Raw genomic sequence first — 22,361 nt, 5'->3', positions numbered from 1 at the left:
CCGAATGTCTGCGTTGCTGCGTCGTGGTCCGTTGTCGGTGCGCCTCGCCCGTCACCGGTCCGTCCTCTCCTGGTTCGCGTCCCTCGCCACCGGCCGGCGGCGTCCGGCGGCGCTGACGGCCGTGTTGCTGCTGGTCTCCGGTGGGCTGGCGGTCACCGCCGCTGCGGGGTCGGACGCCGGCCGCCTGGTCGCCCGGCCGGTGGCCACGTCGGGTGGTCCCGCCGGTGGCGTCGGGTCCACCGGTACCGGCTACGCCTCCGGGGTGGCCGGTGGCCCTGGTGACCTGGCTGTCGCCGGGCCGGGCGGCGGCTCCGGGCCGGTCGGCCCGGCCGGTGCGGCGACACCCGGTGCGCCGGCGGCGCAGGTGGCCGGTGGTGCGCAGGTGGCCGGTGGTGCGGTCCCGACGACGACGGTGCCGGCGTTGGCGGTGTCCGGGCCGGTGCCGGCGAGCGGCCGGGGCACCCTCCGGTACGACGACCGGGCCGGGGTGACGCTGGGCCGGTCCGGCGGGGTGCAGCGGTACCGGGTGGCGGTGGAGAACGGCTCCGGCGAGGACGTCCGGGACTTCTCCGACCAGGTGCAGGCGGCGTTGGCCGGGCCGGGCAGCTGGGTGGACGGCGGCGGGTTGCGGCTGCGGCGGGTGCCGGGGAACGCGCCGTACGACTTCACCGTCCAGTTGGTGACCCGGAACACAGCGGCCCGACTGTGCCGGGCCGGGGGTGTGGACATCCGGGTCGACGGTGTGCCGTACACGTCGTGCCGCGCGCCCGGGAAGGTGATCATCAATCTGGACCGGTGGCGGTTGTCGGTGGCGCACTTCGTCCGGGCCGGGGTGCCGCTGGAGCGCTACCGGACGTACGTGGTGAACCACGAGGTGGGGCACCAGTTGGGGCATCGCCACGAGGACTGCCCGGGGCCGGGTCGGCCGGCGCCGGTGATGCAGCAGCAGTCGCTGTTCCTGGGGGGCTGCACGGCGAACCCGTGGCCCTACCTGAACGGCAGGCGGTACGCCGGCCCGGCCCGCTGAACCGTCCCGGTAGGGGTGGTGGGGTCCGTCCCCCGGCGGCGGTCCGGGGCGTCCGGTGCGTCTTCCGACGGGTGGAACGGTTACCGACAACGTGAAACATCTTCTCGTAAGATGCGGCAATAGCGGGCATATGCCCGATTAGTCTGCCATGCTGGTCGGGTGAGCACCCCGACCGACTCCGCCGGCCACCCGGAGGTACCCGCCACCGAACGGCCCGACCCGTGGCACGGCGACCCTGATGCCGACCCGTGGCACGGCGGGCCGTGCGCCGACCGGGAGGCCGGGCCGTGCGCCGACCCGTGGCACGGCGATCCGCACGCCGACCGGGAGGTCGGGCCGTGGCAGGCCGACCCGCAGGCCGGGCCGGGGTGTGCCGGGCCGCGCCGCGCCGCCGCCCGGCACGGGAACCCGTACCGTCGGCGGCGGTTGCGGCGTCGTCGCCGGACCGTGCTGCTCGGCCTGGCCCTGGTCGGCCTGGGCGTGGGCGGGTTCGTCACGCTGCAGCCGGACGACCGGTCGGACACCCCGGTCCGGGTCTCCGGGCAGTTGGCCGACGGGGCGGGCGGTGGCCGGCTGGCCGGCGGGGTGGCGGCGGAGCCGACCGGCGACCGCTATCCGCGCAGCGGCCCCGGCCGGTTCACCGCCGCCGACGGCCGCTCCGAGGTGGCCGGCTTCGACGGTCCGCTGTACCGCTACCGGGTCGAGGTGGAGCAGGGCAGCGGCCAGGACGTGGCCGGGTTCGCCGCCGCCGTGGACGCCACGCTGGGCGACCCGAACAGCTGGATCCGCTCCGGCGAACTGCGGTTCCAGCGGGTGCCGGAGGCGGTCGCCGCCGACTTCACCGTCTATCTGGCCACCCCGGCCACCTCAAAGCGGATGTGCGCCGAGGGCGGGCTGGACACCGAGGGCTACACCTCCTGCCGGTTGCCCGGCCGGGTGGTGATCAACCTGGCCCGCTGGATGGACGCGGTGCCGGACTACGGGGCGCCGCTGGCGGTCTACCGGACGTACGTGGTCAACCACGAGGTCGGCCACGAACTCGGCGAGGAGCACCAGGCCTGCCCCGGCCCCGGCGAGCCGGCCCCGGTGATGCAGCAGCAGACCTACGGGCTGGACGGCTGCGTGGCGAACGCCTGGCCGTACGTGGACGGCTCCCGCTACTCCGGCGACCTCGTCCCCGGTAGCTGAGATATTCCCGCTCCCGCATGTCGGACGGGGTGTCCCTGCTCATGGCCGAGGGGCCTCCCGGCGAGCGACAATGGCCCGGTTCGCCACCAGCCGATCCCGGGGAGTCCACCGTGTCGTTGCCCCCGCTCGTCGAACCCGCCGCCGAGCTGACCGTTGACGAGATCCGCCGCTACTCCCGCCACCTGATCATCCCCGACGTCGGGGTGCAGGGGCAGAAGCGGCTGAAGAACGCCCGGGTGCTCTGCGTCGGCGCCGGTGGTCTCGGCTCGCCGGCCCTGATGTACCTGGCCGCGGCGGGCGTCGGCACTCTCGGCATCATCGACTTCGACACCGTCGACGAGTCCAACCTCCAGCGCCAGATCATCCACGGCGTCTCCGACATCGGCCGGTCCAAGGCCGAGTCGGCAGCCGCGTCGATCCGCGAGATCAACCCGCTGGTCAACGTCGAGATCCACAACACCGCGCTGGACCGGGACAACGTCCGGGACATCTTCTCCGGCTACGACCTGATCGTCGACGGCACCGACAACTTCGCCACCCGCTACATGGTCAACGACGCGGCGGTGCTGCTCGGCAAGCCGTACGTCTGGGGGTCGATCTACCGCTTCGACGGCCAGGCGTCGGTCTTCTGGGCCGAGCACGGCCCCTGCTACCGCTGCCTCTACCCGGAGCCCCCGCCGCCGGGCATGGTGCCGTCCTGCGCCGAGGGCGGCGTGCTCGGTGTGCTCTGCGCGTCGATCGGCTCGATCCAGGTCAACGAGGCGATCAAGCTGCTCGCCGGGATCGGTGAGCCGCTGGTCGGCCGGCTGATGGTCTACGACGCGCTGGAGATGGAGTACCGCAAGATCAAGGTCCGCAAGGATCCGAACTGCGTGCTCTGCGGCGAGAACCCCACGGTCACCGACCTGCTGGAGGACTACGAGGACTTCTGCGGCGCGGTCTCCGAGGAGGCCCAGGAGGCGATCGTCGACTCGACCATCACCGCCGGCGAGCTGAAGGAGTGGCAGGACGCCGGCAAGGACATCTTCCTGGTCGACGTGCGGGAGCCCGCCGAGTACGAGATCGTCCGGATTCCCGGCTCCACCCTGATCCCCAAGGGCGAGATCATCTCCGGCGAGGCGCTGGCGAAGTTCCCGCAGGACCGGCAGGTCGTGCTGCACTGCAAGTCCGGGGTCCGCTCGGCCGAGGCGCTCGCCGCGCTGAAGGCGGCCGGGTTCCGCGACGCGGTGCACGTCCAGGGCGGGGTGCTCTCCTGGATCAAGCAGATCGATCCCTCGCTGCCCGCGTACTGAGGCCGGCGCCGGGGCAGGCGCTGCCCGCGTACCAAGGGCGGCGCTGCCCGGGCACCGACCGGCGACGGCGGGGCGCAACAGCGACGGGCCGGGGCCGGGGGCGGTGACGAACCGTCCCCGGCCCCGACCGATTCCCCGAGGCGGGATCGCCTTCGCGCCGGTAGCGTCTGCGGCGTGGTCGACTTGGATGCCGCGATCGGCTTCGTCGTGGCGCACGGTGACGCGGTGGACCGGGCCCGGCTGTCCCGGCTGCGCACCGGTGCGCCCGTACCCGATGAACTGCTCGACGCCGCCGAGGTGGGGCAGACCGCCGACGGCGGCTGGCCCGCCCTCCTCGGCGGCGACGTCCCGTCGGTGGACGCCACCTGCTTCCGCCTCGGCGAGCTGGACGATCTCGGCGCGCTCGGTCGGCCGGCGGCCCGGCACGCGCTGGACTGGCTGGCCGCCCGGCAACTGCCCGACGGCGGCTGGGACGAGGACCCGAGGCTGGCCGGCAGCGCCCCTGAGTGGGCCACCCCGGGCGACCCGGAGGCCCGGCTCTACCTGACCGCCAACGCCGCCTTCTGGCTCAGCGTGGCCGGTCGGGACGCCCGTGCCGCCGGCCCGCTGGACCACCGCGTCGGCGGGGCGTACGCCGGGGTGGTGCAGGCGGCGGCGCAGGCCCTGGCCGGGCGGCTCGCCCCGGACGGCACCTGGCCGTCCTTCCTGGCCGCCGGCTGGCTCAGCGCGGCCGTGCTGCACCGTCAGCAGCTCTACTACGAGTCGGCCCGGATCCAGGCGGTGCTGGCCGAGCGGATGCCGGGGCTCTCCCCGGCCGACGTGGCCGCGCTGGCCGCCACGCTGCGCCGGGTCGAGGTGGGCGAGGAGCAGTGGGTGCTGGTGTCGGCCCGCAAGCGCCTCGCCGAGACCCAGCGCAGCGACGGCGGCTGGGACAGCGACGACGGCCACCAGTTCGACGTGCACACCACGCTCACCGCGATCCGCGCCTGCCGCCCGGTCGGGCCGGTCGCCCCGCCGGGGTCACCGGTCGCCCCGCCGGGGTCACCGGTCGCCCCGCCGGGGTCACCGGTCCTCCCGCCGGGGTCACCGGTGGTCCGGCGGCACCGGGTGGCCCCGCCGGCCGGCGACGAGGAGCCCGGCACCTGGTGACCCCGGGCGCGCGGGCGGCTCAGCGCAGGTGGCCGTCGCCGGTCACCACGTACTTGGTGGAGGTCAGCTCGGGCAGCCCCATCGGCCCCCGGGCGTGCAGCTTCTGGGTGGAGATGCCGATCTCCGCGCCGAAGCCGAACTCGCCGCCGTCGGTGAACCGGGTCGAGGCGTTCACCATCACCGCCGCCGCGTCCACCCGGGCCACGAACTCCCGGGCGGCGGACTGCGAGTCGGTGACGATCGCCTCGGTGTGGCCGGTGCCGTAACGGCGGATGTGCGCCACCGCCGCGTCGAGCGAGTCGACCACGGCGACGGAGATGTCGGCCGAGAGGTACTCGGTGGCGAAGTCCTCGTCGGTGGCCGGCACCACTGCGGGGGAGTGGGCGGCGACCTCGGGGGAGCCGTGCACGGTCACCCCGGCCTCGGCGAACGCGGCCAGCACGACCGGCAGGAAGGTGTCGGCGACATCGGCGTGCACCAGCAGCGACTCGGCGGTGTTGCAGGTGGACAGGCGCTGGGTCTTGGCGTTCAGCACGATCGCCACCGCCTTGGCCGGGTCGGCGGCGGCGTCCACGTAGACGTGGCAGTTACCCACCCCGGTCTCGATCACCGGCACCGTCGACTCCTCGACCACCGTCCGGATCAGCGACGCGCCGCCGCGCGGGATCAGCACGTCGACCAGGCCCCGGGCGCGCATCAGCTCCTTGACCGAGTCCCGGGAGCCGGCGTCGAGCAGCTGCACCGCGTCGGCGGGCAGACCGGCCCCGGCCACCGCCTCGCGCAGCACCGTCACCAGCGCCGCGTTGGAGTGCGCGGCCGAGGACGAGCCGCGCAGCAGGGCCGCGTTGCCGGACTTCAGGCAGATGCCGGCGGCGTCCACGGTCACGTTGGGCCGGGCCTCGTAGATGATGCCGACCACCCCGAACGGCACCCGGACCTGCCGCAGCTCCAGCCCGTTGGGCAGGGTCGAGCCCCGGACCACCTCGCCCACCGGGTCGGGCAGCGCCGCCATCTCGCGCAGCGCGTCGGCGATGCCGGCCACCCGGCCCGCGTCGAGCGCGAGCCGGTCCAGCACGGCCGCGCTCAGCCCGGCCTCCCGCCCGGCCGCCAGGTCCGCCTCGTTCGCGGTGAGGATCTCCGGCGTACGCGCCACCAGCGCGTCGGCCATCGCGCCCAGCGCGCCGTCCTTGACGGTACGGGTGGCGACCGCGAGGGCCTCTGCCGCGTCCCGGGCCCGCCGGGCCTGCTCGACGACGCTCATTGCGTACTCCTTGGGAGGTCCGGAAGCGCCCGTGCCCCGGGCGCCTGATGTCACAGCAGTACCAGGTCGTCGCGGTGGACGACCTCGCGTTCGTACGCCGGGCCGAGCGCCGCGGCGAGTTCCCCGGTGGAGCGCCCGAGCAGGCCGGGCAGTTCCACCGCGTCGTAGTTGACCAGCCCCCGGGCCACCGACGCGCCGTCGACGTCGACCAGGTCCACCGGATCCCCGGCGGTGAAGGTGCCGTCCACGGCGGTGATCCCGGCCGGCAGCAGCGACTTGCGCCGACCCACCACGGCCTGCACCGCGCCCGGGTCGAGGTGCAGTCGGCCCCGGGGCGCGGTGGCGTGCGCCAGCCAGAACAGCCGGGCCGCCGGGCGTCGCCGGGCCGGGTGGAAGAACGTGCCCACCGGTACGCCGGCCAGCGCGTCACCGGCCAGCGGGGCGGCGGTGAGCACCACCGGGATGCCGAAGCCGGTGGCGATCCGGGCGGCCTCCACCTTGGTGACCATGCCCCCGGTGCCGACCCCGGCCCGGCCCGCGCCGCGGATGTCGACGCCGGCCAGGTCGGCCTCGCCGCGTACCTCGGTGATCCGGGTGCTGCCGGGGCGGGTCGGGCTCCCGGTCCAGAGCGCGTCGACGTCGGAGAGCAGGACCAGCAGGTCGGCGTCGACGAGGGCGGCGACCAGGGCGGCCAGCCGGTCGTTGTCGCCGAACCGGATCTCCTCGGTGGCGACCGTGTCGTTCTCGTTGACGATCGGTACCGCCCGCAGGTCGAGCAGCTTGCGCAGGGTCCGGTACGCGTTGCGGTAGTGCGTCCGCCGGGTCACGTCGTCGACGGTGAGCAGGACCTGTCCGACGGTGAGCCGGTGCCGGGCGAAGCCGGCTGCGTACCGGCCGATCAGCAGGCCCTGGCCGACGCTGGCGGCGGCCTGCTGGGTGGCCAGGTCACGCGGGCGGCGGGGGAGCCCGAGCGGGGCGAGCCCGGCGGCGATCGCCCCGGAGGAGACCAGCACCACCTCGCGGCCGGCGGCGACCAGTGCGGCGAGGGCGTCCACCAGGGTGGCCACCCGGGCTTCGTCCAGGCCGCCGGTCGCGGTGGTCAGCGAGGACGAACCGATCTTGACGACGATCCGCCGGGCACTGGTGACTGCTTCACGCACCCGCCCATTCTGCGCGGTCGGCCCCGACGGACCCCGCCGCGTTCCCATATCCTGGCCGGTCGGGACGCCTGAGGAGGCCGCTGGTGACACCTGAGGAGTACGTCGAGGCGGTGCTCGCGCTGGTCGAGCGGATCCCGCCGGGTCGGGTGATGTCCTACGGGGCGGTCGCCGACGCGCTCGCCGAACGGTCCGGGCGGGCCTCGGCCCGGCTGGTCGGCTCGATCATGGCCCGGCACGGGGCTGCGGTGCCCTGGTACCGGGTGGTGAACGCGGCGGGCCGGCTGCCACCCGGCCACGAGGCGCGGGCGCGGGCGCTGCTGCGGGCGGAGGGCTGCCCGCTGCGGGGTGCCGGGGTGGATCTGGATGCCGCCAAATGGTGGCCGGGTGAGGGACGGTGACCAGGCGAGAACGTGAGTAGCATTCGGCCGCATGGACGTGTCGCCGGCCGAGCCCGGCTCACCCCCCGCCGGCCCCCCACCGGCCGCCACCGGCGTGCCCGGGTCAACCGGCGCGGCGTTCCCCGCCGGCCCGCCGCCGGCCGGCGCGGCCCTGCCGCGTCGGGTGCACGCCGGCTACGCGCTCGGCTCGCTGGCCACCGGGGCGTTCGGCACCGTGCCCGGGTTGCTGCTGCTGCCCTATCTGACCGACACCCTCGGGGTGGCCGCCGGGCTGGCCGCCCTGCTGGTGCTGCTGCCGAAGGCATGGGACGTGCTGGTCAACCCGGTGGCCGGGCGGATCTCCGACCGGACCCGCTCCCGGCTGGGGCCGCGCCGGCCGTGGCTGCTCGGTGCCGGGCTCGCCCTGGCGGTGCTCTTCGCCGCGATCTTCGCCGCCCCGTTCGGGGTCGGGCCGGCCGCCGGGGCGTACGTGGCCGTGGCCTTCCTCGCCACCGCCACCGCGTTCGCCTTCTTCCAGGTCCCGTACGTGGCGATGCCGGCCGAGCTGACCGACGACGCAGCGGAGCGTACCCGACTGATGAGCTGGCGGGTCGCGGTGCTGGCGCTGGCCATCCTGATCTCCGGCGCGGTGGCCCCGATCGTGGTGACGGCGGGCGGCGAGGGGTTGGCCGGGCACCGCTGGATGGGGGTGTTCGTCGCCGCGCTGATCGCGCTCGGCGCGCTCGGCGCGTTCCTCGGCACCCGCTCAGCGGCGACCGGCTCGGTGACCGCGACCGAGCCGACGCTGCGCGCCCAGCTCGCCGTGGTCGCCGCCGACCGCCCGTTCCGGGCGCTGCTGCTCTGCTTCGTGATCCAGTCCGCCGGGGTGGCGACGATCCTGGCCGGGGTCAGCTACTTCGCCGCTCAGATCCTGCGGGATCCGACCACCGGCCCGACCGTGCTGTTCGCCTGCTTCGTCGGGCCGGCGCTGCTGGTGATGCCGCTGTGGACCCGGCTCGGCGCGCGACTGGGCAAGAAGACCGCGCTGGTCGCCGCCTCGCTGCTGCTGGCCGTCGGCGCGGCGGTCCTGGTGGCCGCGCCGGTGCTGCCCGCCGCCGCCGTCTACGCGGTGGTCGCGCTGCTCGGGGTCGGGTACGCCGGCCAGCAGGTCTTCGCGCTCGCCCTGCTCCCCGACTGTGTGGCCGCCTCGACCGCGCGCACCGGCCGACGCCAGGCCGGCGTCTTCACCGGCCTCTGGACCGCCGGCGAAACCCTGGGTCTGGCCCTGGGCCCCGGCATCTACGGCCTGGCCCTGGCCCTGTCCGGCTACGTCTCCTCAGCCACCGGCACCGCCGCCCCCCAACCCCCCACCGCCCGCCTGGGCGTCCTCCTGGCCTTCACCCTCCTCCCAGCCCTCCTCATCGCCCCCGCCACCCTCCTCCTCCGCCCCCACCCCTACCTCCCCACCCCCACCCCCACCCCCACCCCTCCCACCCCCACCCCCACCCCTCCCACCCCCACCCGCCCCGTCGATCAAGGAGTTGTGGCGGGGACGAAAGCCGCGAAAATCCACGGAAAGGCCACCACAAGTCCATGATCGACGAAACCGGGGTGCCTGCGGAGCGGGTGCTGGATGAGATTCGGCAGTTGCGGGCGGGGGATCGGCCGGTGCATGGGGGGCGGTTGTTCGCCTATGTGTATGACTCGGGGGTGGGCGGGCTCGACGCGCTGGCGGGGGCGGCTTATGCGGAGAGCGCGCACGTGAACGGGCTCGACCCGACCGCTTTTCCGTCTCTGCTGGCTATGGAGAACTGGCTGGTGGGGGCGGCCGGCGGGTTGCTCGGGGGTGGGCCGGGAAGCGGTGCGCCGGAGGTGGTGGGCAGTGTCACCAGCGGCGGGACCGAGTCGCTGATCCTGGCCGTCAAGGCGGCCCGGGACGCCCGCCCGGAGCTGACCGCACCCCGGATCGTGGTGCCGGCCAGCGGGCACGCCGCCTTCGCCAAGGCCGCCCACCTGCTCCGGGTCGCCCTCGACACGGTCGCCGTCGACCCGGTGACCCTGCGCCCGTCGGTGGCCGACGTGGCCGCCGCGATCCGCCCGGAGACGGTGCTGGTGGCCTGCTCCGCCCCGTCGTACGCGCACGGGGTGGTCGATCCGGTCGCCGGGATCGCGCGGGTCGCGGCGGCAGCCGGGGTGCGCTGCCACGTGGACGCCTGCTTCGGCGGCTGGACCCTGCCCTACCTGCGTCGCCTCGGCGTGCCGGTGCCGCCGTTCGACTTCACCGTCGCCGGGGTCACCTCGATCTCCGTCGACCTGCACAAGTACGCGTACGCCCCGAAGGGCGTCTCGGTGCTGCTGCACCGGGACGCGACGCTGCGCGCCCCGCAGTTCTTCGCGTACGCCGACTGGCCCGGCTACACGATGGTCAACCCGGTGCTCGCCTCGACCCGCTCGGGTGGCCCGATCGCGGCCGCGTACGCCACCCTGCGGCACCTCGGCGACGACGGCTACCTGCGGCTCGCCGCGGCGACCCGGGAGGCGGTCGGTGGACTCGCCGCCGCGGTACGCGCGGTCGACGGGTTGCGGCTGATGGCCGAGCCGGAGTCCACAGTGGTCTGCTTCACCGGCACCGATCCGGCGCTCGACCTGTTCGTGCTGGTCGACGAGCTGACCGCCCGGGGCTGGCACACCCAACCCCAGCTCCGGTACGCCGACCTGCCCGCCAGTGTGCACCTCACGGTGACCGCCTCGGTGGCACCCCGGGTGGCCGAGTTCGGCCCGGACCTGGCCGCCGCGGTGGCCGCCGCCCGTCGGGCCGGCCGGGTCGAGCTGCCCGCCGAACTGGTCGCCCTGGCCGGGTCGCTGACCCCGGAGGCGCTCACCCCGGAGCTGGTCGCCGGGCTCGCCGCCGGCCTGGGGCTCGGTGCCGGGCCACCGGACCGGATGGCGGTGGTGAACACCCTGCTCGACGCCGCCCCCGCCGCGCTGCGGGAGCGACTGCTCGTGGAGTTCGTCGGCCTCCTCCAACGCCCCACCTGGTGACCCACCCCACCCCACCCCCGCCCACGCCGGCCCGGTTTAGCTCGGTGATCAAGAGGTTTGGGTCAACGTTCGGTGTGGAGGTGACACAAACCTCTTGATCACCGGGGTCAGGCCGGGGCGCCGGAGGAGCGCCGGCCAGCGCAGGGGGCTACGTCGGGTGGCTGTGGTTGACTGTTCGTCGGGGACCGGGTGTGGTCGGACGGGACGGGAGGCGGTCGTGCAGGTGCCGGGAGTGCTCGGCGAGCCGATCCGGTTCGTCCTCAACTGGGGCCGCCGCTACTCGCTCTGGGTGTTCAACTTCGGCCTGGCCTGCTGCGCGATCGAGTTCATCGCCACCAGCATGGGCCGGCACGACTTCATTCGGCTGGGCGTGATCCCGTTCGCCCACGGCCCCCGGCAGGCCGACCTGATGGTGGTCTCCGGCACGGTGACCGACAAGATGGCACCGGCGATCAAGCGGCTGTACGACCAGATGCCCGAGCCGAAGTACGTGATCTCCTTCGGCGCCTGCTCCAACTGCGGCGGCCCGTACTGGGACTCGTACTCGGTGACCAAGGGGGTGGACCAGCTCATCCCGGTCGACGTCTACGTGCCCGGCTGCCCGCCCCGGCCGGAGGCGCTGCTGCACGGCATCCTCCGCCTCCAGGAGCGGATCGCCGCCGAGCAGTCCGGCATCGGCGGCGTGGACCGCACCGACCCGCTGGCCCCACCCGCCGACGTCACGCCCGCCGACGGCGGCCCGCCGCGCCCGGTCGAGTCGCTCACCGCACCCCCGGTCCGCCCGCCGGCCGGCTGACTGGTCGCCATGGTCACCGGTCCCTCGGCCGGCTGACCGCCCGCCCTGGTCGACGGTCCCTCGGCCGGCTGACCGTTCCGCCCGGTCACCGACCCGCCCGAGGTGTCCCGGTCCCCGGCCGCCATCGGGAGCCGGGCGGCGATCCGGCGACGGCCACCGATCGCGGCCGACCGGTGCCGCGGACGAACCGACAGGATGATCTTCAATGTCGGCGGTCGTCGCTATCTTGCGGGGCATGACATCGATGCGAGCCACGGGGGCCGCTCTCCTTGCGGCGCTCGCCACCGCCACACTCCTGGCGGCTCCGGCCGCCGCCGCCACCGCCGGGTACACCGGGCTGGTCAGCGATCCCGACGGCGTGCCCGTCCCGAACGCCTGTTTCGCCGTACACACCTCACCCACCGACGTCGTCGCCGAGCACTGCACGGACGCCGACGGCCGGTACACCCTCCCCAGCCCGGGCGGCACCGCGACCTACAAGGTGCGGATGCACGCCGCCGGCCTGCGCACCGAGTGGTGGTACCGCGCCCCCGACCATCTGAACGCGGACTCGGTCTACTTCCCCCCGGACGAGCTGATCGAACGGAACTTCACGCTCGGCCGCGGCTCGGCCGGCATCAGTGGCACGATCACCGACGAGAACGGTGTGGCCACCGACGCCACCGTCACGGTGTACGGGGTGGACTTCTTCTACGAGGCCATCGCCTACACCTGGGACCTGGGCGCGGGCCGATACGCCCTGCGCGACCTGCCGCCCGGCCGCTACCGGATCTCGGTGTCGGACAACGTGCGTGGCTTCCAGTGGGTGCCGGGGAAGGAGAGCCAGGAGGAGGGGACGGTGTTCACCCTCACCGACGGGGACGCGGTGGTGGTGGACGAGAGCTTCCTGCCGATGGGCTCGGTCGAGGCGCGGGTCACCGACGCGGTCACCGGCCTGCCGGTGCCCCGGCCCTGCCTGAGCGTGCTGTCCACCGGCGGCAACGACGCGGACGCCTGCGGCGTCGACGGGGTGGTCCGGGTGCCCCGGGTCCGGCCCGGCTTCTGGAAGCTCTCCGTCACCGGCGGGGCGTCGTACTTCAGCCTCGACGAGACGCCGGACTACTACGAGATCACCCGGGGGCAGCTCACCCGGGTCGCGTTCCAGCTGCGTCCCGGTGCGGCGGTCACCACGTCCGTGCTGGACGCGGCGACCGGCGAGCCGGCCGAGGACATCTGCGTCCGGACGGTCCGGCCGAGGGGCGGCGGACAGTCCGCCCGGATGGGCAGCACCTGCGCCGGGGACGACGGCCGGCTGGCGATCGGCCCGTTCTCCACCGCGGAGACCTTCCAGCTCTACGCCTACCAGGCGGTCCACCCGTGGGTGCCGCCCACCAAGCGGTACGGGAACCAGTGGGTCACCGCCGACGGGGGCAGCGGGGACCAGCGGGAGGCGCTGACCGTCACCCTGAAGCCGGGGCAGACGATCACCATTCCGACGATCCGGATGGACCCGCCGGGCAGCCTCACCGGCACGGTCCGCAACCCGGCCGGCGCGGCGGTCCCCGGGATCTGCACCTACCCGTTCGCCTTCCACCCCGGCCAGGGCTCGGTCTTCGGCGCGAACTGCACCAACGCGCAGGGCCGGTACACGATCACCGACCTGGGGCCGTACCGCTGGCCGGTGGAGTTCACGCCGCTGGCCAACACCGGGTACGCCTGGCAGTGGTCCGGGGACGTCGCGGACCGGTTCTCCGCCACGCTCACCCCGGTCACCGCCGGGGGCACCGCGACCATGGACGCCACGCTGACCGCCGGTGGCGTGCTGGCCGGGCGGGTCACCGAGGGCGCCGGCCCGGTGGACGCGGGCTACGTCTGGACGTACCACGCGCGGACGGGGGACATCACCAGCCCGTCGTACGCCAACATCGCCCGGGACGGCACGTTCAGCCTGCCCGGCCACCGCACCCAGGACGTCTACGTCGAGTACGCGGACACCGAACGGAGCTGCTGGTACGGCGCCCCGGGCCGTAACCCGATTCCGGTCGCGGTACGGGCCGGGGCGACCACCACGGTCACGGCCGACATGACCCGTACCTGCGCACGCGCGCCGCTGGTGGCGTCCCAGACGAGGGCGGCCGACAGCCTACGCTGAGCGTCGGCCGGCCGGGTGGCCAGGCGGGTCCGTCCCGCCGCCCCGGGCCACCCGGCCGAGCGCCGTCCCGGGCCACCCGGCTGAACGCCGTCCCGGGTCACCCGGCCGGCTGAACGCCGTCCCGGGCCACCCGGCCGGCCGAGCGCCCCGCTGGCGGGCGGGGATTAGCGTGCGCTTCATGACCGACTCTGCGGACAAGCGTTCCGCCTTCATCGTCGACGTGCTGACCGAGGAGTTCGGCGCGTCGATGGCGCTCGACCCGGCGGCGTTCCGCCGCAAGTTCCGCAAGATGGCCGCCTCGCCGTTCGCCTTCTACCGGGGCAGCGCCGCCCTGTTCTACGCCGACCAGCGCGGCGGGTTCGCCGACGACGCGTTCCTCGACGAGCGGACCAGCCGGGTGTGGATCCACGGCGACCTGCACGCGGAGAACTTCGGCACCTACATGAACGGCTCCGGGCACCTGGTGTTCAACGTCAACGACTTCGACGAGGCGTACGTCGGGCCGTTCTCCTGGGACCTCAAGCGGCTGGCCGCCAGCGTGGCGCTGCTCGGCTACGCCAAGGCGCTGTCGGACCGGGCGATCGGCGAGCTGGTCACCGGGTTCGCCCGGTCGTACCTGACCGAGCTGCGGGCCATCGCCGCCGGTGGGGACGACGCGATCGGCTCGATCACCCTGGACAACGCCGACGGGGTGCTGCGCCGGGTGCTCCAGCAGGCCCGCCTGAACACCCGGGTGGACCTGCTGGCCGCGCAGACCACCGTCGACAACTACGAGCGGCGGTTCGCCCTCGGTGACGGGGTCTACGAGATCGACGGGGAGACCCGGGAGCGGGTCTGCGCCGCGTTCACCGGCTACCTGGACACGCTGCCCGAGGCGACGGCCCGGCTGCGTCCGGTCGCCACCCAGATCAAGGACGTGGTGCTGCGCAAGGGGGTGGGCATCGGCTCGGCCGGGCTGCCGTCGTACAACCTGCTGCTGGAGGGGCACACCGAGGCCCTGGAGAACGACGTGGTCATCTACATGAAGCAGGCGCAGGTGCCGGCGGTGGCCCGGCACATCGACGACGAGCGGGTCCGGGGCTACTTCCGGCACCAGGGGCACCGGACGGCCGAGTCGCAACGGGCGTTGCAGGCGCACGCCGACCCGTGGCTGGGCTTCACCGAGCTGGACGGGGCCGGTCAGCTCGTCGCCGAGGTCTCACCGTACGCCGCCGACCTGGACTGGTCGGACGTCAACGAGCCCGAGGAGCTGGCCGGGGTGCTCGCCGACCTGGGTCGGGCGGTGGCCCGGATGCACTCGGTGGCCGACGACGAGTCCAGCCACGACCTGGTGGACTACTCCACCGAGGAGGCGATCGTCGCGGCGGTCGGCGACGACACCGACGGCTTCGTCGGGCACCTGGTCGAGTTCGCCCACCGGTACGGCGTGCAGGCCCGCACCGATCACCAGCTCTTCGTCGACCTGTTCCGCAACGGCCGGCTGCCCGGCATCTGAGCCGGCCCGGCGCGCGCCCGGTGCACGTCGGGCGGTCGCCGGTCGACGTTCACCGGTCGAACTCCAGCACCACCTTGATGTCGTCGTCGGTGTGGGCGTACGCCTGGGCGTACGCCGACACCGGCACCCGGCGGGTGATCAGCGCGTTCAGCCAGGACTGGTCGGCCCGGGTGAGGGCCTGGGCGGCCGTCTCCCAGTGCCGCCGGTTGGCGTTGACCGAGCCGAAGACCACGTTGTTCTCCAGCACCAGCGCCCGGTTGAGCGCCCCGGCGTCGAAGTCGATGGTCCGGCCCCCGCTGGAGACGCCGGTGAGGCAGACGATCCCGGCCGGACCGACCTTGCACATGGCGTCCAGCACCACCGTCGGCGCTCCGGTGCACTCGACCACCACGTCCGGCTCGAAGTCCAGGTCGTTCACCGGCACCGCGTGGTACGTCGCGCCGAGCGCCCGGACCAGGTCCGGCTTCGGCCCGGTGGTGTTGCGGTCCAGCACGTGCACCGACAGCCCCCGCTGGACGGCCAGCAGGGCCGCCAGCAGCCCGATCGGCCCGGCGCCGGTGACCAGCACGGTCTGCGGTTTCCACTCGGCGCGGGTGCCGATCCGGGAGATGTGGTCCCACGCCTTCGCCACCACGCTGGCCGGTTCCAGCAGCATGCCGACCGGGGTGAGGACCGGGTCGAGCCCGACGGCGAACTTGGGCTGCACCCGCCAGCGGTCCCGGGCGAAACCGGAAAGCCCCTTGATCCCGTGCTCGGTGTACCGGCCGTTGCGGCACATGTCCCACTCGTCGACCGCGCAGTTCGGGCAGGGCACCGGGTCGGGGTGCCGGACGATGCCGGCCACCAGGTCGCCGGCTTGCAGGGTGCCGGACGGGTCCTCCAGCACCCGGCCGAGCGACTCGTGGCCGAGCACCAGCTCCCGCTGGCCGGGCGGGGCCTCGCCGTAGTCCCCGGAGATGATCTCCTGGTCGGTGCCGCAGATGCCGACGGCGAGCGCCTCGACCAGGATGGCGCCCTCCTCGGCCGCCGGCTCCGGCCAGTCCTGCACCAGCCGCAGCGAGTCGCGGACCCCGGGAGTCACCGTCACAGCGCGCACGGTCCCATCTTTCCCCGCCCCGCCCCGTCCCGCCCGGCAAAGCGGCAGATGCCCGGTCCCGCCCGCCGGGCAAGGCGGCAGATGCCCACCCCGGCCGCTCGGGACGGCGACAGATGCCCGCCCTCCCCGCCCTGAGACGGCAGGCGCGCGGGTCCGGCACAGCGGGCGGCGTCGTTCCGCTCACCTCATCCAGGCACCCGTCGGGCGCGGACGACCGGACGGGCGCACCCGGGGCCGGGGTGGCGGCCATAGGATCGACCGCATGACTCCGGAAGAGGTCGGTCGGCGGGTAATCGCGCTGCTCGCGCCGGTCGAGGCGACCGCGTCGGTGTCCGGTGGGCAGGCCCATGCCCGGGGCACCGTCGACGTACCCCCGACGGCCTGGGCGGACACGCTCCGCGCGGTCCGCGACGACGCCGAGCTGGCCTGTGACTTCTTCGACTGGCTCTCCGCGGTCGACGAGTTGGCCGGCGGCTTCGACATCGTGGTGCACCTCTGGTCGACCCGGCACCGGCACGGGGTGCTGCTGCGGACCCGGGTGCCCAGGGAGACCCCGACGGTGGCGTCGGTGGTCGACGTCTTCCCCGGGGCGGCCTGGCACGAGCGGGAGACCCACGAGATGTTCGGCGTGGACTTCGCCGGCCACCGGGGGTTGACCCCGTTGCTGCTTCCGCCGGAGTTCGAGGGTCACCCGTTGCGTAAGGAGTTCGTGCTCGCCTCCCGGGTGGCGAAGCCGTGGCCGGGGGCGAAGGAGCCGGGCGAGTCGGAGGCCGGTGGGGGTCGCCGGGCGGTCCGCCCGCCCGGGGTGCCCGCCCCGGGCGAGTGGGGCACGGTGCCGGCCCCGGCCGGGCCGGTGACCGTGGGTGACGGGCCGCGCGGCGGTCCGGCCCGCGCGCCCCGGGAGCGGCCGGCCCGGCCCGCGGGGGCCGCCCCGCCGCGTACCTCCCGCTCCGGCGCGGCCGGCGACGGCCCGGCACGCGACGACCGGGGCGGCGACGAGGGGGGTACGGCCTGATGCCGACCTGGTTGGAGCTGGTGATCCGGATCGGCGGTGTGCTGGTCGCGTTCCTCACCCTGCCGCTGATCGTCGGCCAGGCCGAGCACAAGGTGATGGCGCACATGCAGGGCCGGCTCGGTCCGATGTACGCCGGGGGCTTCCACGGCTGGGCGCAGCTCGTCGCCGACGGGATCAAGTTCGTCCAGAAGGAGGACATCACCCCGCGCGAGGCGGACCGGGCGGTGTTCCGGCTGGCCCCGGTGGTGGCCCTGGTGCCCTACCTGCTGGTGCTGCTGGTGATCCCGCTCGGCCCGGGCGACCTGGTCGGGCAGCCGCTGGACATCGGCCTGTTCTTCGTGCTGGCGGTGGTCGGCGTCGGCGTGGTGGCGGTGCTGATGTCGGCGTGGGCCTCGGCCAACAAGTACAGCCTGCTCGGCGGGTTGCGCGGGGCGGCCCAGCTGCTCGGCTACGAGCTGCCGCTGGTGCTGGCCGCCGCCTCGGTGGCGATGGCGGCCGGGACGCTGAGCCTCGGCGGGATCGTCGAGGCGTGGCAGCCGTGGTGGCTGTTCTGGCAGGCCCCCGCGATGATCGTGTTTTTCGTGGCCGGGCTGGCCGAGATCCGCCGGCCCCCGTTCGACATGCCGGTCGCCGACTCGGAGCTGGTCTTCGGCTACATGACCGAGTACACCGGGCTGCGGTTCGCGTTCTTCCTGCTCGCCGAGTACGTCGGCATCGTGGTGATCGCCGCGCTGACCACAGTGCTCTTCCTCGGCGGCTGGCAGGGGCCGTTCGCCGACGCGCAGCTCGGCTGGTTGTGGACCCTGCTGAAGGTCTTCGCCGTGTCGTTCGTGATCATCTGGCTGCGGGTGTCGTTCCCCCGGCTGCGAGAGGACCAGCTCCAGCGGCTGTGCTGGCTGGTCCTGGTGCCGGCGGCCCTGGCCCAGCTGGTCCTCACCGCCGCGGTGCGTCTCTCGCTGAGTTGAGCGGCGCTGCGGCCCGGGCGTGCGGTGCGGTCCGGCAGTGCGGTCAGGCCCCGGCAGTGCGGTAAGGCCTGGGCAGTGCGGTGCGGCCCGGAGGGGTCCGGGAGTGATCCCGGACCCCTCCGGCGCGCTCACGGCGCGGCGTAGAGCAGGCGGTTGGGGGAGCCGGTCCCCGGGTTGACCACCTTGCCGGTGGTGGCCGCGCTGATCAGCGCGCTCTTGGCCGTGGCGAGGGTGGCCGACGGGTTGGTCTGCCGGTAGCGGGCCAGCCAACCGGTGACGTGCGGGGCCGCCATCGAGGTGCCGGACCAGCCGCTGGCCACGGCGGTGTTCGAGGCGATGCCGGCGGAGGTGATGTCCACCCCCGGGGCGAAGATGTCGACGCAGGTCCCGTAGCTGGAGAACGAGGCCCGGTTGTCGTTGACGTCGGTGGCCGCGACGGTGATCCCCCGGCTGGAGCGGGGGCCGTTGGTGCAGGCGTCGGTGTTGAAGTTGTTGGCGATGAAGACCGGGTACACGCCGTGGTCGATCAGGTTCTCGATCGAGGTGTTCGCGGAGGTGCCGTACCCCTGGAGGCTGAAGTTCGCCACCGAGACGGTCGCGTGGTTGGTGGCCAGCCAGTCGACCCCCTCGATCAGGTCGGTGCTCCACCCGGAGTTGTCACACTGGAGGACCCGGACCGCCCGGATGGTCACCGACTTGGCGACCCCGTAGGTGCTCCCGCCGACGGTGCCGGCGACGTGGGTGCCGTGGCCGTGGCAGTCGTTGGTGCCGTTGCCGTCGCCGACCGCGTCGTAGACCCCGGCGGCCCGGGTGCCGAAGTCGACGTGGGTGGCCCGGATGCCGGAGTCGACCACGTAGGCGGTCACCCCGGAACCGGTCGTGGTGTAGCCGAAGCTGTTGCTCAGCGGCAGGTTGCGCTGGTCGATACGGTCCAGCCCCCACGACGGCGGGTTGCTCTGCACGGCCTGAATGGACCCGCCCCGGGCCTGGGCCCGGCCGGTCCGGGCGGTGGCCGGTGCGGTCAACTCCGGCCCGGTGGTGGTCAGCCCGCCGTGGATGCGGGTGTCCCGCTCCACGTACTGCACGGCCGGGTCGCTGCGGACGGCGGCGAGGGCGGCCGGCGGCAGCACCGCGGCGTACCCGTCGAGGACCTGGGTGTAGCGGTTCAGTACGGTGCCGCCGGCCCGCTCGGCGACGGTGACCGACTGGGAGGTGCGGGCGAGGCGGGCGGTGCGCTCGCCGCTGACCGGCTTGTCGTCCAGGACGACGATGTACCGGTCCGGCGCGGCCTCCGCGCCACCGGCCAGCAGCGGCGCGGGCGCGGCCCGTCCGGGGCCGGGGGTGCCCGGGGCCGCGACGGCGGCGTTGGTGGTGGCGAGCGCGCCGACGAGAACACCGGCGAGTACGCCCAGACGTGCGGCTGTGCTACCCAGCTTGCGCAAGGCTCGTTCCTCCTCAAGAGGGGAGTCCGTAGTGGACGTGAGTCCGCCATCGACGGAAATCGCAGCGACGGACTCCCCTACTCCAACAGGTCATATTGACCATCGTGTTAACTCTTGGGCACTGAAGGTGAATGTGTGACACCTCTCAGTGTCCGGCGGTGGGCACAGTCGTGCGCCCCCACCCGGCAGGCCGGGCAGGGGCGCGTGGTCGGTGGTGGCTCAGCCGATCGGGGTGTGCTCCGGCGGCACCTGCTCGCCGGGCGGCGGGGGCGGCGGGGGAGTGCCGTCGCCGAACGGTCGGCCGCCGAGGGCCTCCCGCCCGTGCGGGCTGAGCCAGTTGACCAGGTCCGGGCCGAGCGGCACCACCCCGGTCGGGTTGATGTCCCGGTGCACCTCGTAGTAGTGCCGTTTGATGTGGTCGAAGTCGATGGTGTCGCCGAATCCGGGGGTGGCGAACAGGTCCCGGGCGTACGCCCACAGCACCGGCATCTCGCTCAGCTTCTGCCGGTTGCACTTGAAGTGACCGTGGTAGACCGGGTCGAAGCGGGCCAGCGTGGTGAACAGCCGCACGTCGGCCTCGGTGATGGTGTCGCCGACCAGGTAGCGCTGGCCGGCCAGCCGGTCGCTGAGCCAGTCCAGCCGGTCGAACAACCGCCGGTACGCCTTCTCGTACGCCTCCTGCGAGCCGGCGAAGCCGCACCGGTAGACCCCGTTGTTGACGTCGGCGAACACCACGGCGTTCACCTCGTCGATCTCGGCGCGCAGGTGCTCCGGGTAGAGCTGCGGGGCACCCTCGCGGTGGTACGCCGTCCACTCGGTGGACAGGTCCAGGGTCATCTGCGCGTAGTCGTTGGTGACCACCTGCCCGGTCGGCACGTCGACGATCGCCGGCACGGTGATCCCCCGGTCGTAGTCGGGGTAGCGGGCGAAGAACGCCTCGGCCAGCCGCTCGATGCCGAGCACCGGGTCGCGCCCGCCCGGGTCCAGGTCGAACGTCCAGCTCCGGGCGTCGTGGGTGGGCCCGGCCACCGCCATCGGCAGCGCCTCCTCCAGCCCGAGCAGCCGCCGTACGATGATCATGCGGTTGGCCCACGGGCAGGCCCGGCTGACCACCAGGCGGTAGCGGTCCGGCTCGACGGGGTAGCCGTCCCGCCCGTCGGCGGTGATCCGGGTGGCGATGTAGCGCTGGTCCCGGGTGAACTCGCCGCCCGGCTCGACGTACTTGCCGCCGCTCTGGGTCGCCGTCGTGCCGTTGCTCTCCGCCATGGTGTCGCCCTTCGTCCGCTTCGGCTCCCATCATGGCGGTTCTTCCGCCCCGGGGCAGCACAACGGCGTCCGGGGCGGCTGGCTGGCCGGATCAGCGTGCCCGGGCCGGAAGGACCGATGCGCCCAGCCTGACGGTCGACCCGCCCCCGTACCCTCCCGGCGCGTCAACCAGCAGGTGAGACGCCATGATCAAATTGCGATCTGAACGTCAACACCGTTGCGTTAGGCGGAACGGCTGTTCGTCAACCAGCACTGCCTCGCCGATCATGGAGTTGCGGTGGGTAACAAAACGCCCGTAAAACCCCCAAAATCGGCACCACAACTCCATGATCGCCAAGTAGGCCCCCGCTTCCCGATCGGGCACTTCCTGTCCCGGGTTGACCAGCCGCCCACGGCGTTAACGCAACGGTGTTGATCTGAACGTGCTTGCCCGGCGTGTCGTCCACATTTTCGTCATCTGATCAAGCTCTCGTCATCTGATCAAGCTCAGCGCACGGACCGGGCGCTGGACTGAGCTCGGGGCACGTACCGGGCGCTCGTCCGAGCCCGGGGCCGGCCCGCGCCGACCTCGACCGGCTGGCGCGGGGCCGGTCCGCCTTAGGCTGGCCACATGATCGACGTGGCGGCGGTGGCCCGGCGGTTCGTGGCCGACGTGTGGAACGCCGGCCGCGAGGAGTCGGCGTACGAGCTGGTGGCCGAGGAGTGCCCGGGGCTCGGCGGCACCGGCCCGGCGGCGGTGCTGGCCTGGCACCGTGACCGCCGGGCCGCCTTCCCCGACCTGCGCTACAAGCTGGTGGACGTGGTGGCGGCCGGGGACCGGGTGGCGCTGCGCTGGCGGGCCGCCGGCACCCAGGCGGGGCAGTTCGGGCCGGTGCCGCCGACCGGGCAGGTGGTCAGCTACTCCGGGGCGACGTTCCTGCGGTTCGACGCCGCCGGGCGGATCGTCGACGTGTGGAGCGTCAACGAGCTGTTCCAACTGCTGCAACAGTTGGGTGTGGAGATGCTGCCGCCGCTCACCGACGCCGGGGCGTGATCCGGGCGATCGACAGGTTCACCGGGAACGGCTCGCCGGTGTCGACGAACTTCGTCCACCGCCCGGTCTCCCGGTAGACCTCGTTCACCGCGTCGATCTTGTAGGTGTGCACGACCAGGCCGTCGTCCTCCACCTCGATCCGCCAGTAGAACGGGATGCCGGCCTGCGCGTAGAGGGTCGGCTTGAGCACCCGGTCGATGGAGCGGGTGCTGGGGGAGACGATCTCGACGGCCAGCACCACCTCGTGCGGCTCGTACCGGGACGGTTCGCGGGCGGCGGCGGTGGACGTGGTCACCAGCACGTCGGGGATGAACGAGCGGGTCCGGTTGATCCGCACCTCCACGGCCTGGGTCACGTCGTAGTCGTCGGGACACTCCTCTTCGAGCGCGACGCCAAGTCGCATCGCGATGGTCTGGTGGACACGGGTGGGGGAGGGGGACACGAGCAGCACTCCATCGAGAAGTTCGCGGCGGCGGCCGTCCGCGGGCAGCGCGTCCAGATCGTCGGTCGTCCAGCCGCCCTCGGGCGGATAGTCGTTCTGCAACGCGGCGGTCATCGGTCGGTCCTTTCCGGTGCGTCGTTCTCCCCACCCGTGAGGGTAACGCCGGCAAACGCCGGGTGGTGGT

General features: G+C 73.7%; 18 protein-coding genes and 1 pseudogene. 13 read left to right on the top strand and 6 right to left on the bottom strand.

What is annotated here, in order from left to right; genetic code table 11:
• Window positions 1-4: 4 nt before the first annotated feature.
• From O7625_RS03710 to O7625_RS03695, 4 genes and pseudogenes are all read left to right on the top strand, one after another.
• Window positions 5-1,027: a DUF3152 domain-containing protein gene (locus O7625_RS03710; RefSeq protein ID WP_282344311.1), complete on the top strand. Its 1,023-nt coding sequence runs from the start codon at window positions 5-7 to the stop codon at window positions 1,025-1,027.
• Between the two features lie 159 nt (window positions 1,028-1,186).
• Window positions 1,187-2,215, top strand: a complete 1,029-nt coding sequence (locus O7625_RS03705) for a DUF3152 domain-containing protein (RefSeq protein WP_282344310.1) — start codon at window positions 1,187-1,189, stop codon at window positions 2,213-2,215.
• Window positions 2,216-2,256: 41 nt separating this feature from the next.
• A complete protein-coding gene (gene moeZ, locus O7625_RS03700; protein WP_172898537.1) occupies window positions 2,257-3,507 on the top strand; it encodes an adenylyltransferase/sulfurtransferase MoeZ in 1,251 nt (416 codons plus the stop codon).
• Between the two features lie 174 nt (window positions 3,508-3,681).
• Window positions 3,682-4,500 (top strand): annotated as a pseudogene (locus O7625_RS03695) (prenyltransferase/squalene oxidase repeat-containing protein); the annotation flags it as partial.
• A 175-nt stretch (window positions 4,501-4,675) separates the two neighbouring features.
• Here O7625_RS03695 and O7625_RS03690 read toward each other — a convergent pair.
• Window positions 4,676-5,917 (bottom strand): glutamate-5-semialdehyde dehydrogenase, encoded by a 1,242-nt coding sequence (locus O7625_RS03690; RefSeq protein WP_282344307.1) that lies wholly within the window; start codon window positions 5,915-5,917, stop codon window positions 4,676-4,678.
• A 50-nt stretch (window positions 5,918-5,967) separates the two neighbouring features.
• The gene (gene proB / locus O7625_RS03685; RefSeq protein WP_282344306.1) at window positions 5,968-7,125 is read right to left on the bottom strand and encodes a glutamate 5-kinase; all 1,158 of its coding nucleotides are present in this window, start codon (window positions 7,123-7,125) and stop codon (window positions 5,968-5,970) included.
• A 35-nt stretch (window positions 7,126-7,160) separates the two neighbouring features.
• Here proB and O7625_RS03680 point away from each other — a divergent pair, with 35 nt between their 5' ends.
• The 6 genes from O7625_RS03680 (at window position 7,161) to O7625_RS03655 (ending at window position 14,918) form a co-directional block, all read left to right on the top strand.
• On the top strand, window positions 7,161-7,475 hold the full coding sequence (locus O7625_RS03680) for an MGMT family protein (RefSeq protein WP_282344305.1): 315 nt from the start codon (window positions 7,161-7,163) through the stop codon (window positions 7,473-7,475).
• 31 nt (window positions 7,476-7,506) lie between these two features.
• Complete coding sequence (locus O7625_RS03675; protein WP_282344303.1) at window positions 7,507-9,051, top strand: MFS transporter; 1,545 nt, start codon at window positions 7,507-7,509, stop codon at window positions 9,049-9,051.
• A complete protein-coding gene (locus O7625_RS03670; RefSeq protein WP_282344300.1) occupies window positions 9,048-10,496 on the top strand; it encodes an aminotransferase class V-fold PLP-dependent enzyme in 1,449 nt (482 codons plus the stop codon). Before O7625_RS03675 ends, O7625_RS03670 begins: the two co-directional genes overlap by 4 nt.
• A 217-nt stretch (window positions 10,497-10,713) precedes the next feature.
• On the top strand, window positions 10,714-11,292 hold the full coding sequence (locus O7625_RS03665) for an NADH-quinone oxidoreductase subunit B (RefSeq protein WP_067315337.1): 579 nt from the start codon (window positions 10,714-10,716) through the stop codon (window positions 11,290-11,292).
• Between the two features lie 235 nt (window positions 11,293-11,527).
• Entirely contained in the window at window positions 11,528-13,423 is a 1,896-nt protein-coding gene (locus O7625_RS03660; protein ID WP_282344297.1) for a carboxypeptidase-like regulatory domain-containing protein, read from the top strand.
• A 178-nt stretch (window positions 13,424-13,601) separates the two neighbouring features.
• Window positions 13,602-14,918 carry a DUF2252 domain-containing protein gene (locus O7625_RS03655; RefSeq protein ID WP_067315339.1) on the top strand — a complete coding sequence of 439 codons (1,317 nt, stop codon included), beginning with the start codon at window positions 13,602-13,604 and terminating at the stop codon, window positions 14,916-14,918.
• Window positions 14,919-14,967: 49 nt separating this feature from the next.
• Here O7625_RS03655 and O7625_RS03650 read toward each other — a convergent pair whose 3' ends face one another.
• Window positions 14,968-16,014, bottom strand: a complete 1,047-nt coding sequence (locus O7625_RS03650) for a glucose 1-dehydrogenase (RefSeq protein WP_067315333.1) — start codon at window positions 16,012-16,014, stop codon at window positions 14,968-14,970.
• A gap of 262 nt (window positions 16,015-16,276) precedes the next feature.
• Between O7625_RS03650 and O7625_RS03645 the strand changes: the two genes are divergently transcribed.
• Together O7625_RS03645 and nuoH are read left to right on the top strand one after the other, a co-directional pair.
• Window positions 16,277-17,029 (top strand): NADH-quinone oxidoreductase subunit C, encoded by a 753-nt coding sequence (locus O7625_RS03645; protein ID WP_282344295.1) that lies wholly within the window; start codon window positions 16,277-16,279, stop codon window positions 17,027-17,029.
• Window positions 17,029-17,994 carry an NADH-quinone oxidoreductase subunit NuoH gene (nuoH, locus tag O7625_RS03640; protein WP_282344293.1) on the top strand — a complete coding sequence of 322 codons (966 nt, stop codon included), beginning with the start codon at window positions 17,029-17,031 and terminating at the stop codon, window positions 17,992-17,994. Before O7625_RS03645 ends, nuoH begins: the two co-directional genes overlap by 1 nt.
• 128 nt (window positions 17,995-18,122) lie before the next feature.
• Here the strand turns inward: nuoH and O7625_RS03635 are convergent, their stop codons facing one another.
• A complete protein-coding gene (locus O7625_RS03635) occupies window positions 18,123-19,436 on the bottom strand; it encodes a S8 family peptidase (RefSeq protein ID WP_282344291.1) in 1,314 nt (437 codons plus the stop codon).
• Between the two features lie 219 nt (window positions 19,437-19,655).
• Window positions 19,656-20,702 (bottom strand): glutathione S-transferase C-terminal domain-containing protein, encoded by a 1,047-nt coding sequence (locus O7625_RS03630; RefSeq protein ID WP_282344289.1) that lies wholly within the window; start codon window positions 20,700-20,702, stop codon window positions 19,656-19,658.
• A gap of 610 nt (window positions 20,703-21,312) precedes the next feature.
• Here O7625_RS03630 and O7625_RS03625 point away from each other — a divergent pair.
• Window positions 21,313-21,735, top strand: coding sequence for an ester cyclase (locus O7625_RS03625; protein WP_282344288.1), 423 nt, complete (start codon window positions 21,313-21,315; stop codon window positions 21,733-21,735).
• Here O7625_RS03625 and O7625_RS03620 read toward each other — a convergent pair.
• A complete protein-coding gene (locus O7625_RS03620; RefSeq protein WP_282344287.1) occupies window positions 21,716-22,291 on the bottom strand; it encodes a Uma2 family endonuclease in 576 nt (191 codons plus the stop codon). The genes O7625_RS03625 and O7625_RS03620 overlap by 20 nt on opposite strands.
• Between the last annotated feature and the right edge of the window lie 70 nt (window positions 22,292-22,361).

The organism is Micromonospora sp. WMMD714, assembly GCF_029581315.1.
Taxonomy (GTDB): Bacteria; Actinomycetota; Actinomycetes; order Mycobacteriales; family Micromonosporaceae; genus Micromonospora; species Micromonospora rifamycinica.
This window is presented reverse-complemented; position numbering and strand designations above follow the sequence as displayed.

What these genes read in the sequence shown, in the direction of transcription:
- O7625_RS03620 (WP_282344287.1), bottom strand. Translation starts at nt 22,291, where the DNA reads ATGACCGCCGCGTTGCAGAACGACTATCCGCCCGAGGGCGGCTGGACG.
- O7625_RS03690 (WP_282344307.1), bottom strand. Translation starts at nt 5,917, where the DNA reads ATGAGCGTCGTCGAGCAGGCCCGGCGGGCCCGGGACGCGGCAGAGGCC.
- nuoH (WP_282344293.1), top strand. Translation starts at nt 17,029, where the DNA reads ATGCCGACCTGGTTGGAGCTGGTGATCCGGATCGGCGGTGTGCTGGTC.
- moeZ (WP_172898537.1), top strand. Translation starts at nt 2,257, where the DNA reads ATGGCCGAGGGGCCTCCCGGCGAGCGACAATGGCCCGGTTCGCCACCA.
- O7625_RS03675 (WP_282344303.1), top strand. Translation starts at nt 7,507, where the DNA reads ATGGACGTGTCGCCGGCCGAGCCCGGCTCACCCCCCGCCGGCCCCCCA.
- proB (WP_282344306.1), bottom strand. Translation starts at nt 7,125, where the DNA reads ATGGGAACGCGGCGGGGTCCGTCGGGGCCGACCGCGCAGAATGGGCGG.
- O7625_RS03670 (WP_282344300.1), top strand. Translation starts at nt 9,048, where the DNA reads ATGATCGACGAAACCGGGGTGCCTGCGGAGCGGGTGCTGGATGAGATT.
- O7625_RS03645 (WP_282344295.1), top strand. Translation starts at nt 16,277, where the DNA reads ATGACTCCGGAAGAGGTCGGTCGGCGGGTAATCGCGCTGCTCGCGCCG.
- O7625_RS03655 (WP_067315339.1), top strand. Translation starts at nt 13,602, where the DNA reads ATGACCGACTCTGCGGACAAGCGTTCCGCCTTCATCGTCGACGTGCTG.
- O7625_RS03710 (WP_282344311.1), top strand. Translation starts at nt 5, where the DNA reads ATGTCTGCGTTGCTGCGTCGTGGTCCGTTGTCGGTGCGCCTCGCCCGT.
- O7625_RS03660 (WP_282344297.1), top strand. Translation starts at nt 11,528, where the DNA reads ATGACATCGATGCGAGCCACGGGGGCCGCTCTCCTTGCGGCGCTCGCC.
- O7625_RS03625 (WP_282344288.1), top strand. Translation starts at nt 21,313, where the DNA reads ATGATCGACGTGGCGGCGGTGGCCCGGCGGTTCGTGGCCGACGTGTGG.
- O7625_RS03630 (WP_282344289.1), bottom strand. Translation starts at nt 20,702, where the DNA reads ATGGCGGAGAGCAACGGCACGACGGCGACCCAGAGCGGCGGCAAGTAC.